At 38.8% G+C, this 18,190-nt stretch carries 17 protein-coding genes and 2 rRNA genes (1 of these 19 only partly in view); 3 read left to right on the plus strand and 16 right to left on the minus strand.

Features of this window, described 5'->3' with window-relative positions:
- The 5 genes from IGJ52_RS11575 to IGJ52_RS11595 all read right to left on the minus strand — a co-directional run.
- Positions 1-791 (minus strand): 23S ribosomal RNA (locus tag IGJ52_RS11575) (it extends 2,122 nt beyond the left edge of the window).
- Between the two features lie 226 nt (positions 792-1,017).
- Positions 1,018-2,578, minus strand: a 16S ribosomal RNA gene (locus IGJ52_RS11580).
- The 16S and 23S rRNA genes sit together here, the layout of an rRNA operon.
- 434 nt (positions 2,579-3,012) lie before the next feature.
- Positions 3,013-3,261: a hypothetical protein gene (locus tag IGJ52_RS11585; RefSeq protein ID WP_002415841.1), complete on the minus strand. Its 249-nt coding sequence runs from the start codon at positions 3,259-3,261 to the stop codon at positions 3,013-3,015.
- Positions 3,245-3,616, minus strand: a complete 372-nt coding sequence (locus IGJ52_RS11590) for a hypothetical protein (RefSeq protein ID WP_002385270.1) — start codon at positions 3,614-3,616, stop codon at positions 3,245-3,247. Before IGJ52_RS11590 ends, IGJ52_RS11585 begins: the two co-directional genes overlap by 17 nt.
- Positions 3,617-3,680: 64 nt before the next feature.
- Entirely contained in the window at positions 3,681-4,049 is a 369-nt protein-coding gene (locus IGJ52_RS11595) for a CvfD/Ygs/GSP13 family RNA-binding post-transcriptional regulator (RefSeq protein ID WP_002365178.1), read from the minus strand.
- A gap of 183 nt (positions 4,050-4,232) precedes the next feature.
- Between IGJ52_RS11595 and IGJ52_RS11600 the strand changes: the two genes are divergently transcribed.
- Entirely contained in the window at positions 4,233-5,399 is a 1,167-nt protein-coding gene (locus tag IGJ52_RS11600; protein WP_438792122.1) for a MalY/PatB family protein, read from the plus strand.
- A gap of 33 nt (positions 5,400-5,432) precedes the next feature.
- On the opposite strand, the gene IGJ52_RS11605 is transcribed toward IGJ52_RS11600, so the two are convergent.
- Together IGJ52_RS11605 and IGJ52_RS11610 are read right to left on the minus strand one after the other, a co-directional pair.
- Positions 5,433-5,639 (minus strand): DUF3955 domain-containing protein, encoded by a 207-nt coding sequence (locus IGJ52_RS11605; RefSeq protein WP_002355151.1) that lies wholly within the window; start codon positions 5,637-5,639, stop codon positions 5,433-5,435.
- Positions 5,640-5,803: 164 nt separating this feature from the next.
- A complete protein-coding gene (locus IGJ52_RS11610; protein WP_002361120.1) occupies positions 5,804-6,394 on the minus strand; it encodes a peptidylprolyl isomerase in 591 nt (196 codons plus the stop codon).
- Between the two features lie 204 nt (positions 6,395-6,598).
- Between IGJ52_RS11610 and IGJ52_RS11615 the strand changes: the two genes are divergently transcribed.
- Complete coding sequence (locus tag IGJ52_RS11615; RefSeq protein WP_002368301.1) at positions 6,599-7,609, plus strand: NAD(P)/FAD-dependent oxidoreductase; 1,011 nt, start codon at positions 6,599-6,601, stop codon at positions 7,607-7,609.
- Between the two features lie 148 nt (positions 7,610-7,757).
- Complete coding sequence (locus IGJ52_RS11620) at positions 7,758-8,720, plus strand: phosphoglycerate dehydrogenase (protein WP_010715421.1); 963 nt, start codon at positions 7,758-7,760, stop codon at positions 8,718-8,720.
- A 63-nt stretch (positions 8,721-8,783) separates the two neighbouring features.
- On the opposite strand, the gene IGJ52_RS11625 is transcribed toward IGJ52_RS11620, so the two are convergent.
- From IGJ52_RS11625 to IGJ52_RS11665, 9 genes are all read right to left on the minus strand, one after another.
- Positions 8,784-10,337, minus strand: a complete 1,554-nt coding sequence (locus tag IGJ52_RS11625) for a bifunctional metallophosphatase/5'-nucleotidase (RefSeq protein WP_438792123.1) — start codon at positions 10,335-10,337, stop codon at positions 8,784-8,786.
- A 97-nt stretch (positions 10,338-10,434) separates the two neighbouring features.
- A complete protein-coding gene (locus IGJ52_RS11630) occupies positions 10,435-11,715 on the minus strand; it encodes an extracellular solute-binding protein (protein WP_002359172.1) in 1,281 nt (426 codons plus the stop codon).
- Positions 11,716-11,738: 23 nt separating this feature from the next.
- Positions 11,739-13,028 carry an MBL fold metallo-hydrolase gene (locus IGJ52_RS11635; protein ID WP_002359171.1) on the minus strand — a complete coding sequence of 430 codons (1,290 nt, stop codon included), beginning with the start codon at positions 13,026-13,028 and terminating at the stop codon, positions 11,739-11,741.
- Complete coding sequence (locus tag IGJ52_RS11640; RefSeq protein ID WP_002355144.1) at positions 13,012-13,830, minus strand: carbohydrate ABC transporter permease; 819 nt, start codon at positions 13,828-13,830, stop codon at positions 13,012-13,014. Before IGJ52_RS11640 ends, IGJ52_RS11635 begins: the two co-directional genes overlap by 17 nt.
- A 4-nt stretch (positions 13,831-13,834) precedes the next feature.
- Positions 13,835-14,710, minus strand: a complete 876-nt coding sequence (locus IGJ52_RS11645; RefSeq protein ID WP_002355143.1) for a carbohydrate ABC transporter permease — start codon at positions 14,708-14,710, stop codon at positions 13,835-13,837.
- On the minus strand, positions 14,710-15,780 hold the full coding sequence (locus tag IGJ52_RS11650) for an ABC transporter ATP-binding protein (protein WP_002375727.1): 1,071 nt from the start codon (positions 15,778-15,780) through the stop codon (positions 14,710-14,712). The genes IGJ52_RS11645 and IGJ52_RS11650 overlap by 1 nt, the downstream gene beginning before the upstream one ends.
- A 209-nt stretch (positions 15,781-15,989) precedes the next feature.
- On the minus strand, positions 15,990-16,928 hold the full coding sequence (locus IGJ52_RS11655; RefSeq protein WP_002355141.1) for a glycosyltransferase family 2 protein: 939 nt from the start codon (positions 16,926-16,928) through the stop codon (positions 15,990-15,992).
- Between the two features lie 203 nt (positions 16,929-17,131).
- On the minus strand, positions 17,132-17,461 hold the full coding sequence (locus IGJ52_RS11660; protein ID WP_002355140.1) for a HesB/YadR/YfhF family protein: 330 nt from the start codon (positions 17,459-17,461) through the stop codon (positions 17,132-17,134).
- A 54-nt stretch (positions 17,462-17,515) separates the two neighbouring features.
- A complete protein-coding gene (locus tag IGJ52_RS11665; protein ID WP_002355139.1) occupies positions 17,516-18,181 on the minus strand; it encodes a potassium channel family protein in 666 nt (221 codons plus the stop codon).
- Positions 18,182-18,190: the final 9 nt, after the last annotated feature.

Below are 18,190 nucleotides of genomic sequence, written 5' to 3' on the forward strand. Positions count from 1 at the left end.
TTTTCAACGTACGTGGGTTCGGTCCTCCAGTGCGTTTTACCGCACCTTCAACCTGGACATGGGTAGATCACATGGTTTCGGGTCTACGACTACATACTCATTCGCCCTATTCAGACTCGCTTTCGCTGCGGCTCCGTCTCTTCGACTTAACCTCGCATGCAATCGTAACTCGCCGGTTCATTCTACAAAAGGCACGCCATCACTCATTAACGAGCTTTGACTTGTTGTAGGCACACGGTTTCAGGATCTATTTCACTCCCCTTCCGGGGTGCTTTTCACCTTTCCCTCACGGTACTGGTTCACTATCGGTCACTAGGGAGTATTTAGCCTTGCGGGATGGTCCCCGCGGATTCCGACGGAATTTCTCGTGTTCCGCCGTACTCAGGATCCTCCTAGGTGTTGTCAGCATTTCGTCTACGGGGCTTTCACCCTCTTTAGCGGAATTTTCCAAATCCTTCAACTATACTAACAGACTACCATATTGGAGTCCTACAACCCCAACAAGCAAGCTTGTTGGTTTGGGCTCTTCCCGTTTCGCTCGCCGCTACTCAGGGAATCGAATTTTCTTTCTCTTCCTGCAGGTACTAAGATGTTTCAGTTCTCTGCGTCTACCTCTAATCAGCTATGTATTCACTGAAAAGTAATATCCTATAAAAGATATTGGGTTCCCCCATTCGGAAATCTCTGGATCATAGCTTACTTACAGCTCCCCAAAGCATATCGGTGTTAGTCCCGTCCTTCATCGGCTCCTAGTGCCAAGGCATCCACCGTGCGCCCTTATTCACTTAACCTTATCAACCTTACGGTTGGGTCTTGATCACTTCTTCTAGCGATAGAAGGTTAATCAATAAATAAGCAATTGAACTTATTAAAAAACTCATTCAACGCGGTGTTCTCGGTTTGTTTTGATTCTTTTTACTTCAATATCCAGTTTTCAATGAACGAATGTTTTGAGAGTAGACCTCTCAAAACTGAACAAAGTAAAGACGAAATGTGTATTTCCGTAATATTCCTTAGAAAGGAGGTGATCCAGCCGCACCTTCCGATACGGCTACCTTGTTACGACTTCACCCCAATCATCTATCCCACCTTAGGCGGCTGGCTCCAAAAAGGTTACCTCACCGACTTCGGGTGTTACAAACTCTCGTGGTGTGACGGGCGGTGTGTACAAGGCCCGGGAACGTATTCACCGCGGCGTGCTGATCCGCGATTACTAGCGATTCCGGCTTCATGCAGGCGAGTTGCAGCCTGCAATCCGAACTGAGAGAAGCTTTAAGAGATTTGCATGACCTCGCGGTCTAGCGACTCGTTGTACTTCCCATTGTAGCACGTGTGTAGCCCAGGTCATAAGGGGCATGATGATTTGACGTCATCCCCACCTTCCTCCGGTTTGTCACCGGCAGTCTCGCTAGAGTGCCCAACTAAATGATGGCAACTAACAATAAGGGTTGCGCTCGTTGCGGGACTTAACCCAACATCTCACGACACGAGCTGACGACAACCATGCACCACCTGTCACTTTGTCCCCGAAGGGAAAGCTCTATCTCTAGAGTGGTCAAAGGATGTCAAGACCTGGTAAGGTTCTTCGCGTTGCTTCGAATTAAACCACATGCTCCACCGCTTGTGCGGGCCCCCGTCAATTCCTTTGAGTTTCAACCTTGCGGTCGTACTCCCCAGGCGGAGTGCTTAATGCGTTTGCTGCAGCACTGAAGGGCGGAAACCCTCCAACACTTAGCACTCATCGTTTACGGCGTGGACTACCAGGGTATCTAATCCTGTTTGCTCCCCACGCTTTCGAGCCTCAGCGTCAGTTACAGACCAGAGAGCCGCCTTCGCCACTGGTGTTCCTCCATATATCTACGCATTTCACCGCTACACATGGAATTCCACTCTCCTCTTCTGCACTCAAGTCTCCCAGTTTCCAATGACCCTCCCCGGTTGAGCCGGGGGCTTTCACATCAGACTTAAGAAACCGCCTGCGCTCGCTTTACGCCCAATAAATCCGGACAACGCTTGCCACCTACGTATTACCGCGGCTGCTGGCACGTAGTTAGCCGTGGCTTTCTGGTTAGATACCGTCAGGGGACGTTCAGTTACTAACGTCCTTGTTCTTCTCTAACAACAGAGTTTTACGATCCGAAAACCTTCTTCACTCACGCGGCGTTGCTCGGTCAGACTTTCGTCCATTGCCGAAGATTCCCTACTGCTGCCTCCCGTAGGAGTCTGGGCCGTGTCTCAGTCCCAGTGTGGCCGATCACCCTCTCAGGTCGGCTATGCATCGTGGCCTTGGTGAGCCGTTACCTCACCAACTAGCTAATGCACCGCGGGTCCATCCATCAGCGACACCCGAAAGCGCCTTTCACTCTTATGCCATGCGGCATAAACTGTTATGCGGTATTAGCACCTGTTTCCAAGTGTTATCCCCCTCTGATGGGTAGGTTACCCACGTGTTACTCACCCGTCCGCCACTCCTCTTTCCAATTGAGTGCAAGCACTCGGGAGGAAAGAAGCGTTCGACTTGCATGTATTAGGCACGCCGCCAGCGTTCGTCCTGAGCCAGGATCAAACTCTCATAATAAAAGTTAGAACAATCTTGCGATTGTTAAGCTCAATTTGTTTGCTAGCATATTGCTTGCTTGTTAAAAATGTTTGTTGTCTTGAATTGAATCAAGACGCCCTACACATTTGGTTCGTCTATTCTTTGTTCAGTTTTCAAAGGTCTACGTTTCCTCGCAGCAACTTTTATATCATAACAAACTTTCGTTTGAATGTCAAGAACTTTTTTAAAAAAGTTTTTTCAAGTTGTTTTGCTCGGTCGTTGTTGTCCGTTGCGACAACTTCTATATCTTATCATCTCGTTTGTTATTTGTCAACAACTTTTTTGTTGTTTTTTCAAACTTTTTTCGAGAGATTTGAAATCAAGAATTGTTATTTAATTATTGATTTCTGAATCGCTCAGCTGTGTGACTCGCCTTGCGACATGTAATAATATATCAAGATTTTTATGTTTGGTCAACACTTTTTTTCAAAAAAATTAAAAGAAGTTTTCAATCTGTTTTCATTCTTTTCAATTATTTCGTTTTTAAACTTTTTAAATCCTAATTGTCTATCAAAACAGTTTAATCCCTTGCTAAAAATCGAACAATCTGAATCATATATTTGAAATAGTTCGATTAACTTTTTTACGTACAACATAAAAAAAGAAAGAATCTGTTCGATTATCGACAGATTCTTTCTTTTTTGTTTAAAACATTGGAACACCTTCAATATGATATTTTGACCAAATCGTTTTTAATTCTGCAGGTGCTACCCATGTATAGTCTTTATCCATTTCATTTTTAAGTGCTTGTTCATCCATCTCGAAGACAAACAGCGGAACATTTTCTTTATTGATATGCGCGTTAGTTAATTCTACTAAGCTAATTGAAGTAACGTCCAATTGAACCTCTTCTTTGAACCATTGTAGCATACTAGCTAAACCCGTCATCTCATCAGAAACTTTTGCCATCGCAAACTCAATCGCTTCACCTATTGGATGCATCAAAAATTTTTTACTACCATCGTTTAAGTTCAGTATGATTGTTCCAGCGACTTTTTTGTTAGACACGACATCCACCTCAATTAATTTTTAGATTCACTAACCAAAGAAATTGTAACACACTTTCTGAAAAAATACAGAATTATTTTTCAAGCAATTTATCCATTGCTTCATCAATCCATTCTGGAAGTTCTTTGTCTAAGGTTGCAAAGCCAATTTTTTTATTCTTATCCGTAAAATATTTTTTGCGTCGATGATTCACTGAATGAACTTTGTCTTCAAGGGTCCGTAAAGATAAGCTAATCTTTTGAGAATATTCATCAACATCAATAACTTGAACGGTTACTTTTTGTCCAACGGTTAAGAGTCCATGGATATTTTTGGTAAAGCCAGCTTGTACTTCCGAAACATGAATCAGTCCCTGTGTTTCTTCGTCTAAAGAAACAAATGCGCCATATGGTTGAAGTCCGGTAATTGTGCCAGAAAGTACCATACCAATTTTGTACTTCATCAAATTTCCTCTTTTCATACGATAAATTTCTTTTTCCGTTTCTACTCATTTAAAATAATAGCATTTTTTCAACGTTTGTGCATTATTTCTTCCCTAGTTGTTAAAACTATTGTTTCATCTTTTAAGCAAAATCTACTATACTATAGGAAGTAAGACTTTATATAGAAGAAAAGGAGTTATCTTATGTTTAATTTTAATGAAACCATTGATCGTCGCCACACGAATTGTGTTAAATGGGACACCGTTGAAACGAGTTACCACGAAAAAGATTTACTACCTTTATGGGTTGCTGATATGGATTTCAAAGTGCATCAGCCTATTCTTGATGCTTTGTCACAAGTTATTGAACAGGGTATTCTAGGATATGCAGTGGCACCTAATGAACTGTATCAAGCAATTCAAGATTGGCAACAGCAACACCATCAATTGATTGTTGAAAAAGAAGAAATTTTATTTAATAGTGGCGTGGTACCCAGCTTGGCCACAGCCGTTCAAGCGTATACAGCACCTGCTGATTCTATCATGATTTGTGATCCAGTCTACCCCCCTTTTGCAGATGTGGTAAAACAAAATGAGCGTAGACTTGTGCGACATTCTTTACTAGAAGTTAACGGACATTATGAAGTTGATTTGGTTAAAATGGAACAACAGATAATCGAAGAAAAGGTGAAGCTGTTACTTTTTTGTAATCCCCATAATCCTGGTGGACGTGTTTGGACAAAAGAAGAATTGCTAGCAATTGGCCGTTTATGCCAAAAACACCAAGTAACTGTGGTTAGCGATGAAATTCATCAGGATTTGATTTTCAAACCGAATACCTTCACTTCCTTCACTGTCGCTGATGAAGCATTTAAGGAATTCACTGTTACCTTAACAGCGGCAACGAAAACCTTTAATTTAGCGGGGATTAAAAATTCAATGCTGTTCATTCCTAATGAAAAACTACGGCAATCTTTCGTATCTTTACAAGACAAAAATCATCAAGGCGGTATCAATACTTTTGGCTACGTGGGAACGGCAGCTGCCTATCAAACAGGGGAAGAATGGCTAACGGCGTTACTTGATTATTTAAAAGAAAATATTGATTTTGCCCTTTCCTTTTTCCGTGAAGAGCTGCCTAGCGTTCGTGTAATGGAGCCTGAAGGAACCTATCTTTTATGGTTAGACTTTAGTTCTTATTCGCTAACGGATCGGGAACTTCGCGATACCTTAATTCATAAGGGGAAAGTGGTTCTAAATCCAGGAATTAGTTTTGGTCCCCAAGGTTCTCAACACATGCGTTTAAACTTAGCTTGTTCAAGAGAAACTCTCGAAGAAGGCCTTTTACGTATCAAAAAAGCCTTTAATTAAAAACAGCTGTCCTAGTTTTTAGGACAGCTGTTTTTAATTCTTTCTTTTGCGTTTAGCTAAATAAACTCTGACGAACCAGATACCTGAAAATAGAAGTAAAATTTCTCCAATTATTATTGTATAAAATCCTGGTTCATGAACGATTCCTTGCTGATCTACATACGTAAAAAACGTTCCTATAAATGGGAGTATTACTGCAAACAAAGCCAAGGCCATTGGATATCTGTATTTTTCTAACAAATTCGCTTCCTCTCCTTCTATTCTTTCACTCAGTATCCTATAAAGACTTCATTAAAAGAAGCGATTTGGATGCTTTTAAAAAAAAGTTAGTCGTTTTAAGAAAAAAATAAAGAGTACCAACGAATTTGTCCCTCGTTGATACTCTCTTTTTCAATTGGTTAAACTTATTCACCAATGATTTCAACTGTGTCCATCACGACGTCAAATGTTGGACGGTCTTGGGCATCCCGTTGGACTCCACCAATTTCATCCACTACATCCATACCATCAACAACATGACCAAAAACAGTATGACGGAAGTCTAACCAAGGTGTTCCGCCTTGTTTGTAGGCTTCAATAATTTCTTCTGGAAAACCAGCATCTTCTAACTGACTCATCATTTGAGCTGGAACATTTTGATTAGTAACAACAAAGAATTGGCTACCATTTGTGTTAGGACCAGCATTTGCCATTGATAATGCGCCACGCAAATTGAAAACATCCCGAGAAAATTCATCCTCAAATGCTTCTCCATAAATACTTTCGCCGCCCATTCCTGTTCCGGTTGGGTCACCGCCTTGAATCATAAAATCAGGAATCACACGATGGAAAATAACGCCATCATAGTAGCCCTTTTTCGCTAATTCAACAAAATTTTCAACCGTTTTAGGCGCTTGTTCTGGGAATAATTGAACAGTGATGTCGCCTCGGTTTGTTTTAATGACCGCTTTTGGGCCTTTAGCATTTTCTAAATCTAATTGTGGAAATTGTGACATGAGAATGTCCTCCTAGATAATTATTTTATAGTTCCATCATATCGAAAAATGCCAAAAATTGCTATGATCTTTTTCCAATGATTAAAGAATGCTTTGATTCGTTAGCCAAACTTGCTTTTTTCGAAAAGCCGTGCTATTTTGTGAAGTGTTCGCAAAACGATCAATAGTTGTCTCAACCCTAAATGAATTAGGAGGAATTTTCAAATGTCTGATGAAAAAGATATTTATGATTTAACGATTATCGGCGGCGGTCCTGTTGGATTATTTGCCGCTTTTTATGCGGGAATTCGTAAAGCAAAAACGAAAATCATTGATAGCCTGCCGCAATTAGGTGGTCAGCTAACAATGCTGTATCCCGAAAAATATATTTATGATATTCCTGGATTCCCTGCTATTAAAGCCGGTGAGTTAATTGCCAATTTGGAAAAACAGATGCAGCCATTTCAGCACGATGTTTGCTTGGAAGAAGAGGTCACACACCTTGCACAGGAAGCAGATGGACTTCTGCGCTTAGACACAACTAAAGGCACACATTACTCTAAAACGGTTATCTTTGCGATTGGTAACGGCGCTTTCCAACCTCGACGTTTAGCTATCGAAAATGTTGAAGCCTTTGAAGGTGAGTCAATCCATTATTATGTGACTGACATGAAAAAATTCGCTGGCAAAAAAGTTGCGATTGCTGGTGGCGGCGATTCCGCAATTGATTGGGCTTTAATGCTAGAAAACGTCGCAGAAGAAGTATCTATTATCCATCGTCGCCCACAATTTCGCGGCCACGAACATAGCGTGGAACAACTGGAAAAATCTAGTGTTTCTATCAGAACTCCTTATATCATTAGTGATATTTTAAAGGAAAACGAAACGTTCACAGGCATCCAATTAACGGAGACAAAAGGTGACCAAACATTGGATCTCCCTCTGGATGATTTAATTATCAATTATGGCTTTACTTCTTCTTTAACACACCTCAAAGAATGGGGATTAGACGTTTCTAGAAATGCTATTAATGTTCATTCCGATATGTCAACTAACATTCCTGGTGTATACGCTGTAGGGGATATCTGTTCCTATGAGGGAAAAGTGAAATTAATCGCTACAGGCTTTGGTGAGGCACCTACTGCCGTAAATAATGCTTTACATTACTTACGGCCCGATGCTCGACGTCAACCAGTTCATAGTACAAGTTTATTTGAAAACGGCGTACCTAAATAAGGTTAGCACTGGACTTTAGCAGTTTTTAAGCCAAGGACAAAAATCTAAATCGGATTTTTATCCTTGGCTTTCTGCTTTACTGAAAAGCCTTTCTTTTTCTCTTTTAAATTTATTTTTGATACAATAAAAAGTGCTAGGAGGAAGAAAGATGAACCAACCAATTATTTATTTAAATGAAGTATTCAACGAAGAACAACTGGAACAAGTGAAAGCTGTGGCACCCAATTATCTAGTTAAAACATCTACCGATTATTTATCCTCTGCTGAAGAAGAGGCCATCGAAATTATGTTAGGCTGGCATAAAGAAATTGGTCCGCGTTTATTAGCCTCTGATACTAGTCACCTAAAATGGATTCAGCTCATTTCTGCTGGTGCTGATTATATGGATTTTGATAAATTAAGAGAAAAAGGCATTCTGTTGTCTAATGGTAGCGGAATCCATAGTGTTTCTATCTCAGAACATGTTTTAGGCGTTTTATTAGCACATACCCGCGGACTGCAAGAAAGTATCCAACAACAAATGCAACACACATGGAATCAAACAGCCCCTTCCTATCAACAACTTTCTGGGCAAAAAATGTTAATCGTAGGCACTGGGCAAATCGGACAACAATTAGCTAAATTTGCTAAAGGTTTAAATCTTCAAGTTTATGGCGTGAATACCTCTGGACATGTGACGGAAGGCTTCATTGAATGCTATTCACAGAAGAATATGAGTAAAATTATCCATGAAATGTCCATTGTTGTGAACATTCTTCCTTTGACTGAAACAACAAAACATTTATACAATCAGGCACTTTTTGAAAAAATGGCTCCTGAAACAATTTTCGTAAATGTTGGTCGCGGCGCCTCAGTAGCAACGAACGATTTGATAACTGCCTTAAACAATAAAACCATTGCTTTTGCTGCCTTAGATGTCTTTGAAGAAGAACCTCTTCCCGAAGATAGCCCTTTATGGGAGATGCAGAATGTTTTATTAACACCTCATATTTCTGGCATGACACCGAAGTTCAAATCAAAATTACTGGCGATTTTTATTCCAAACTTAAATCAATTTGTGACAGATCAAACCCTCGTCAAAAACCAAGTTTCCTTAAAAAAAGGCTATTAACTCAAAAAAGGCCTTCAACCATCTTTCAAGTAATTGCATGGTTGAAGGCTTTTTTTGCTTTTTTTACCAGATAACCTTGAAGTTATCATTTGTCGATGCTTGAATGATTGGATGTTTTTTTAAATATTCTGCAATCAGTTCCGTCATATCAATTTGGATTTCTCGAATAATTTTTTCAGGTTGGAACATTTGATAGTTTCCGCCACCGACTGCTCGGTATTGATTTGTCACGATTTCCAAAACATCTTCTGCTTGCACTGCTTTACCATGATAATTAAGTTTCGTCACTCTTTCACCAAACGGTTGTCTTAAATCAAGCGTATACTCAATACCTTCATACATATCATAATTATAGTATTGTGGTTTTGGATCGACATATTTCGGGTTAAAAATTGGTTGACCTTTTTCTAACACAAAATAAGTAGCGCTTTGTTCTAACGCTTCACGGAGGTCTTGTCCAGTGACACGCAATACAGCCAAGGTATTTGGATAAATATAGTTGGTAATGATATCGCGCATCGTAATTTGATTATTAAACCCTTTGCCTTCATTGTTAAAAAGTGCAGTCCCTGAAATATCCGTTCCGCTTGAAGCCATTTGGACGTTATTAATAAATTCTATATATGGATGTTCTTTGATGCGTACGGCATTCGGATTTTGAATCGTCATATCCCCTTCCACATTTCCCACTGGTTGGTCAAGCCACTCTTCTACCTCGTCATGTAACGCTGTTGTCAAAGCTAAAACTTCTGCATCTGGTTGTTCGTTTCCAACAGGATGAATAGCTGCGTCACTTTCAATAACGCGATAGCCTTTAGCCATAGGTTCAATTTCTAAAGTAATTTCTCCAACGAAAGCTCCTCGAAAACCTGGTTGAATCACAGGTATTCCATTCAGTTTTGTAGCAATTTCTCGATGTTGGTGACCAGTGACTAAGGCATCAATCCCAGGAACTTTTTCCAATAAATCGTAGCCTTCATTTTCTCCTGTTAGTAATTCCGTGGGTTCCCCTGTTTCTAAATCTTTTTCAAAACCGCCATGGTAAGCGACAACAACTAGGTCCGCTTCTTCCCGCAGTTTTGGCACGTATTCCGCCGCTGTTTCAACGACACTTTTAAACGTTAAATCTTTGACTGTTGCCGGCTGTTCCCAATGAGGAATATATTGAGTCGTCACGCCAAGGATGGCTACTTTAACCCCTTGTTTTTCTATGATGACATACGGCTGACCGAAATAAGGTTGTCCATCTTTACCAAGAATATTGGCAGCTAAAACTGGCTGTTGATAACTGGCAATCGTTTCCTTTAAATAATCTAAACCGTAATTAAATTCGTGGTTACCTAAAATGCTAACATCATAATTCATTTGATTAATGATTTTAGTGATGGCTTCCACTGAATGTGTTTCTGCTTTTCTTACGTAGTAACTAAGCGGCGAACCTTGAATAAAATCCCCATTTTCAATTTGAAAAACTGGTCCTTTGGCAGACGCACGTAACTTTTTCAGCATGGTTGCTGCTTTTGCGGTTCCAAAAGGCAAATCCATCTTTTTTTCACTATAACTTGTCGGCATAATATACCCATGCATATCACTTGTTGCTAAAATTTTTATTTGCATTTTGTTTCTCTCCTTCTTCCGCCCAAAAGAACAGGAAGGTTAGAACACGAGCCATAACGACTCAGATCCCAACCTCCCACGTCTGTTTATTTATTGATTATTGGTTCCATGCTTGTTCAAATTGTGACGTTGCATCTTTCAATAATTTTTTCGTGTCTTTATTTGATGAAGCAAAAATACTTTCCATAATTGTCCGCATTTCATTATAGGCTGAATCAGCATTCTCTTCTACTGGGATAGCGAATAAATCTTTTACTGCGTTTTCAAGTTGTGCAGGTACTTTGGTTGTCTTAGAGTTTTTGTACTCATCACTGTGTAAAACAGATTCTAAAATTGGCATATAACCTGTTTGTTGTGCCCAGTACAATTGTGAATCAGGCGTTGCTAAGAATTTCATGAATTCAAATGCCGCTGTCCGTTGTTCTGGCGTAGCACTATCGAACATATAAATATCTGTTCCTTGTTGTAAGTTGATTTTTTCAGGACGTGGTGCAACACCGTATTCATAGCCACCAGCTTCAGCATCTTTTTGAACAAAACCAGCACCAGCAATACTACCGACAAACATTGCTACCTTTTTGTTTGCAAATGGGCCAGATAAATATTTATCTGAACCAGCTGTGCGGAAGTAACCTGCTTCGATACCATCACGGTAATAGTCCACGACTTCTTGTGAATCTTTGCTTGTTAAATCTAAGTCTTTATTAAAATCAACGCCTTTGTTTTTCATTCCAATTGCGTAATAGTTATTTAACGAGTCAAAACCAGCACCAACGACTTCTTTGTTGGATTTTTCGTAAATTGTTTTAGAAGCTTCTTTTAATTCCTCTAATGTTTTCGGTACTTCAACACCATATTCTTTCAACAAATCAGCATTATAGAATAACATTTCTGTCGATTTATTAAATGGAATGCCGTATTGTTTGCCGTCGATTTTGGCGCCGTCTAACAATACTTCACGAATTGGCTCTGCATCTTTCCAACCGATTGTGTCATCATCCATATATGGTTTTAAGTCCACTAACATTTCATCTTGTGCAGCATTCCATAACCAGCCTGGGTACGCTTGCGTAATTGTTGGTAAATCTTTTGGTGAAGTTAAAGTCGAATTGATTTTGGCTTGTAAATCAGGGTAAGCAGATTGATTTTGTAATTCCACTTTAATTTTTGGATTTTCTTTCATGAAGTCTTTCGTTAATTTTGTTAACGCTTCTTCTTGAACCCCATTCATTGCATGCCAGAAAGTGATTGTCGTATCTTCCTTCACTTCTTTCACAATATCGTTTGATTCTTTGGCCCCATTACCGTTACCACAAGCCCCCAATGCGAAAATAGCTGCGGTTGCTAACACTGTTGTTGCTAGAGTTTTGAACTTCATTTTTTTCTCTCCCTTAAAAAAATTTATAAAACAATTTGCTCGCCACGTTCTGGCAATATTCTTTCACCATACGGGTTTTCCAGTTTTTCTGGTTTTAACGTATGGATTGGAACCAATACTTGAGGTTCAATCAATGCAATAATTTTATCCAGATCTTCTGGAATTGCATGTCCTGAACAAGCTAAACGGACAAAAGTAATGTCTTTTTTAGCCAACAAATCTAAAAACACGCGATACTGTGGATCAAAGTCCCCTAACGGTTGCGCATCACTGTGAATGTATAAACTACCTTCTTGGAGGTTGTCAAACTGGTTCACAACTTGCCACAAATAGTCTGTTTTGTCCTTTAGTAACGTGTCATACGGGATTTCTAACGCTGGATTCAATTCTGGTATTTTACCAGATTCAGCATAATAATAACGAACTTCTATTCCAAATACTTCAAGTAACAACGCAGCCATATTTGCTTCTAAAACGACTGTACGTGGTGACTTTTCAATAATCTTAGCAAAACGTTCTACGTTTGCTGGATAACCATTAAAGGTAATTTGTCGATTCGGGTTTTCTAGTTCTAAACGAACCAAGTGCTGAACAAGATCTTCTTCACTGACAACCGCTATTTGCGCTGGATCTGGTTCACGTTCTGGGAAGCTAATGCTTACGCCTTCCATCATTAATAATTCAGTATGTTTGGCTTTTTCACAAAAAGCTAAAGTTTCTTCACGATTATGGCCATGTAAGCGCAAATCACCTGTGTATGTGATGAAATGGTCAGGCGTGCGAATCAGTAATGCCGAAGCACCGTACGCATCATGATCGACAGGTACGATTTCCACTGAAATTTCGCCAACTTTAATCACATCGTTTTTATTAAGACCAATCATTTCTCGGGTAAAATTCTTTTCTTCAAACGGTGATGGAATCAAAAAATCACCTTTTCGATTTAAACTATTTAGAATCATTTTTGTTTCTTTTAGGGTGTACAACGGAACAGCTGGGTCTAAATAATTAATCATGCGTGAATGATCTAAGTGGGCATGAGATAAGAAAACAGCTGTGTGTTGATACTCTTTGTCTTCTGCACCATGATATTCATAACCTAAACGTGGATCATATAAGTCTTTTAATTCTGGCACTAAACGATTATTAATTAAGGTTTCAATGTGATCATCGGGCAAATCTAATTCTGGTCGAAATTCTGTACCAAAATCAAAGAAGATATGGGCATCTTTATACGCCACTTCAATCACGGTTCCTCCAATTGTTAAAATGCCACTGTGAAAAGTCACAGTTGTTTTAGCCTTTGATTCCATTTTTTGCAACTCCTCTGATAATTTCTTTTCTGAAAATCAAGTAAATAATTAAAATTGGAATAACGGTTAATGTTGCAGCAGCCATTTGTAAATGTACGTCACTACCGCTCTCTGTCGCAAAGGCCGATAGTCCATTATTCAATAGACGGTATTTTTTCTCGTTCGTCACCAACAATGGCCACAAGAAAGAATTCCAACTAGAAATGAATGTTAAAATCCCTACTGTTACTAACGCTGGTTTTGACATTGGTACTAAAATACGCCAAATATATTCTAAATCACTAGCGCCATCAATCTTGGCAGCCTTGTAAAAAGTATCAGGAATACCTTTTAAATACCCGTTTAAATAGTAAATATAAAAAATACTAGTTAAAAATGGAATAATTAAGGCGCTGTAAGTATTTAACAAACCTAATTGCGCAATCGTTTGATAATTGGTAAAGATAATAGATTCATATGGAACCATTAACAACGAAATCATCAAAGCAATGACCACATTTTTAAAACGGAACTTCAAACTCGTTAACGCGAATGAAGCTAAAACGGCGGTGACTACCGTAGCAATCGTTGTAACGCCTGAAACAAAGACTGTGTTCAAGAAATACCGAAGAAAGGGTGCTTTTTGAAAGACCTCTGTGTAGTTTTGCCATTGTGGTTGTTTTGGAAACATGGTTGGCGGCATGCTGGTCGCTTCAGAGTAACTCATTAAACCAGCTAAAATCATATAGACAAATGGAAATAACGTAATAACGGCTAAAATGCCTAAGAAAACAAATGCGATAATCGTTAAAACTTTTTTCATTGGCTTATTGCCCCACTTTCTTTAAGAGTTTATTTTGTAAGAAAGTGACCACTAAAATAATCACAAATAAAATCACTGTGGCGGCCATCGCAATTCCGGGACGCCCTGCAATGTGGAATTTGTCATAAATATAGTACACTGCGGTTGTGGCACTATTGGCAATCCCCGCACGACCACCGAATAAAGCATAAACTTGTGTATAAACTTTAAAGGCGCCAATTAAATTGACCGTTAATAAAAAGGCAATGGTCGGGACTAGTTGCGGAAACGTAATACGTCGGAAAATTTCGCCGTCTGAGGCACCAAACATTTTCGCTATTTTAAAGTGTTCTTCATCAATATTTCTCAAGCCCGCCAACAAAATAATAATATTAAATGCTAAACTCGTCCAAACCCCAAAAATAATCAATGTTGGCATACTCATTTGAACATTATCTAGCCAGTTGACAGAAGGAATGCCGAAAAAACCTAAGACGTAATTGACAATTCCATAATCGCCATTAAAGAAGTAACGGAAGACAATCCCAATGGCAATCGTACTCGTTACATAAGGCATAAAGAAAATCGTTTCAAAGAAACTCTTATGTTTAACTTTTTCAAAGATAATCCAAGCAATTGCTAGGGAAATTATCAAGGCAATCGGTACCACAGCAAATGCATAGAGCGCTGTATTTTTTAACGCTTTATAGAAGATTGGATCATTCAATACACGTTGATAATTTTCTAAACCAGCGTAGCGTTGGTTAATTAAGGAACCTTTTTGGAAGCTCATCCACAAAGAACGAAACAGCGGATAAACGCTAAACAGTAAAATGATTCCTAATGATGGCAGAAGGAAGAGCCATGCTTTTGGTTGATTTTCTGGATTGTATTTTTTCATTAGTAAACCCGGTCTCCCGCTTCGTTAAAGATAAATACTTTTTTATATGAAAAATCAAAAGATAAAGTGTCTCCTTCTTCAATCGCTTCTTCTACACTTACAATTGATTTCACTTGTTCATTTCCTAATGTAAATCGTAAAATACGTTCTCGACCAATCAATTCCACTAAATCTGTCGTTGTGGTAAAGAGACCTGTTTCAGCTGGTACCACATCTTCTGGACGAGAAGCAAACGTATATTTCCCATCAGTCATCGGCATTTTAAAGCGTGCTTGCTCAAAACGCTCAAGCGGAATTTCAAAACTTTCATGGTACATTTTGCCGTCTTTCACTTCAACAGACAATAAATTAATAATTGGGTTACCTATGAACTGAGCAACAAATAAGTTATTTGGTTCTAAGTAAAGGTTTTGAGGTTCATCATTTTGTTGAATAACCCCTTCGTTTAATAAAATAATTTTATCACTGATTGATAGCGCTTCCTCTTGGTCGTGCGTTACAAAGATTGTTGTAATCCCTACTTCTTTCACCAAGCGGCGGATTTCTTCACGAATTTTCAAACGCAAACGTGCATCCAAGTTACTTAAAGGCTCATCTAATAATAAAACATCTGGTTTTTGAACTAACGCCCGGGTAATCGCAACACGCTGTTGTTGACCACCAGAAAGTGTGCCTGGCTTTTTATGGCTTAACTCTTCAATATTCGTTAGTTTCATATATTCTTCGGCAATAGCTTGTGCCTCTGTTTTAGGAACTTTCTTGCTCCCTACTGTCAAAGGAAACATTACGTTTTCTAAAACAGTCATATGTGGATATAAGGCATAGTTTTGAAAAACGAACCCGATGTTCCGATCTTTTGGTGCTGTTTTGACAACCGATTGCTGTCGAAACTGAATATCTCCATCACTTGGATGTAATAAACCTGCAATTAAGTTTAAAATTGTGGATTTCCCACACCCACTTGGTCCTAACAAACAAACCAAGTCCCCTTGCTCAATCGTAAAATTGACCGATTTTAACGCTTCAAACCCATTATCGAATACTTTTTTCAAGTCGATAACTTCTATCATGACCCAACCTCCAAAAAAACATTTAATAGCATACCTTTTGATTTTAACATTTATTTCTTGCAACCGCGAGAGCAAAGCTGTTTCATTAAGATAAAAATAGGTAAAGTTAATGTATTTTTTATGTAAAAAATGTTGTTTTTCTGAAAAGCCTGTTTACACTTTTTTTAACGCATAACAAAAAAGCAGAGAAAAATTCTCTACTTTTTTGGTTATTTTTTAGAATCTTTTTCTGATTCCTTTACAATATAAATTGGTCGTTTTTTCGTTTCTAAGAAAATTTTGCCGATATATTTGCCAATAATTCCTAAACATAAGAGTTGCAAACCACCTACAAAAAGTACAATACAAACCATTGAAGGCCAGCCGCTTGTTGGATCACCATTAACTAATGTTCGAAAGATAATCACTAACATTGCTAGTGCAGAACCAATACACGAAAAGGCGCCAACGTATGAAGCAATATTCAATGGTGTTTCTGAAAAATTGACAATCCCGTCAATTGAATAACTTAATAGACTCCAGAAAGACCAAGAGGTTTCTCCAGCAATTCGTTCTCGATTTTTAAATTCAATATATTCTGTTTTAAAGCCGACCCAACTAAAAATCCCTTTTGAAAAACGATTATACTCAGATAACTCTAAAATCGCATCGACCATTTGTCGGGTCATGACACGGAAGTCACGGGCACCATCCACCATTTCTGTCTCAGCAATTCGATTAATGAGTTTATAGAACATCCGAGCAAAAAAGCTACGAATGGGCGGTTCGCCGTCTCTTGTTATGCGTCGTGTGCCAACACAATCTAAATCTGTACTGGTTTCAATCATCTCAATCATTTGAGGTAATAACTCAGGCGGGTCTTGTAAATCAACATCCATGACTGTCACCAAGTCACCTGTTGCTTCTTTTAAACCAGCGTATAAACCTGCTTCTTTCCCAAAATTTCGTGAAAAAGAAAGATAACGGACCTTCTCTGGATGTTCGCGATAAAGCTGTCTTAAAACAGCTAACGTCTTATCTTTTGAGCCATCATTCACAAATATATATTCTACTGAATGAGACAGTTGCTGGCTAATTTTTTCTACTTCTTCAAAAAACAGCGGAATCGCTGCTTCCTCATTATAACAAGGGACAACAATTGATAACATTTTATTTCCTCCACACTTCAGTTAATTATCATTATACCATATAATAGCCTTATTAAATAACGATATCCAACTAAAAATAACTTAAATAGAAAGAACCTGAGAAAAAATCCAAAACGATTTTTTCTCAGGCTGACTAGCGGTTAAACGAAAGCAACAGAAATAGTCCTACGCACTATTTCAGCCTCTTTTGTTTAGCACTAAAATTATTTTGTTAAATCTTCTTGGTTTGCTTCAAATTGATAACGCGGTTCATCATTCTTTTCATCATAATCAACAATCAAATCATAGCCTTTAAAGAACCAATCATCTGTTTCTTCAATAAAATAGGTAATCCCATCTAGGTTCTCTTTAATCATTGGCTCATCTGGCGCTTCTACAGACATCGCAATGGAAAAACCATCATGAACAGGTGTTTTTCCGTAAATTTTTCCGAAAAAACGAATGCCTGTCTCAGGCTGAACCCCGGTTTCTTCTTTAAACCATTGTTGGGCTTTCGGTGTCACTTCTAATTTCATTCTTTGTTCCTCCTTCACATCTCTGTCGCCATTTATTGTAGCACAGCGCAGTGCTTTTAGAGAATAAAGTGCTTAGCCATTCATTTTTTCATCTAATAAATCAACATCTGCGGTATCACCGATAACTAATAAATTATCGTTTTCTCGAACAATTTCAGAAGCATCTGGCGAAGCAATTACTTCTGTTTTCGAGCGGCGAATCGCTACCACAGTTAAACCAAATCGTTGACGGAAATTTAATTCTGCTAAGGTTTTATTGTAAAATTTAGGATTGGTGACCCTAACCTCAGCTAATGAAAATTCGCTAGATAATTCAATATAATCTAAAATATTGCGTGAAACAAGTTTGTGAGCAATTCGAATACCCATATCTCGCTCTGGGTGAACGACCATGTCTGCCCCAATTTTATCTAAGACACGGGCATGATATTCATTGACTGCTTTGGCTAAGACATTGGGAACCCCCATCTCTTTAACCATTAGCGTCACTAAAATACTCGCTTGAATATCTTCACCAATTGCCACCACTACGTGATCAAAATTCCGAATCCCTAAAGAACGCAACGTCATTTCATCTTGGGCGTTAGCCACCACTGCATGCGTTGCAATATTCATATATTCATTGACACGGTCTTCACTGCTGTCAATGGCCAAAACTTCTTGACCAGCTTCCACCAAAGTTTGGCATATGCTGCCGCCAAAACGTCCTAAACCAATAATTGCAAAATTTTGTTTCATTTCTTCTGA

Origin of the sequence: Enterococcus sp. DIV1758 (assembly GCF_051711985.1) — a bacterium.
GTDB lineage: Bacteria > Bacillota > Bacilli > Lactobacillales > Enterococcaceae > Enterococcus > Enterococcus faecalis.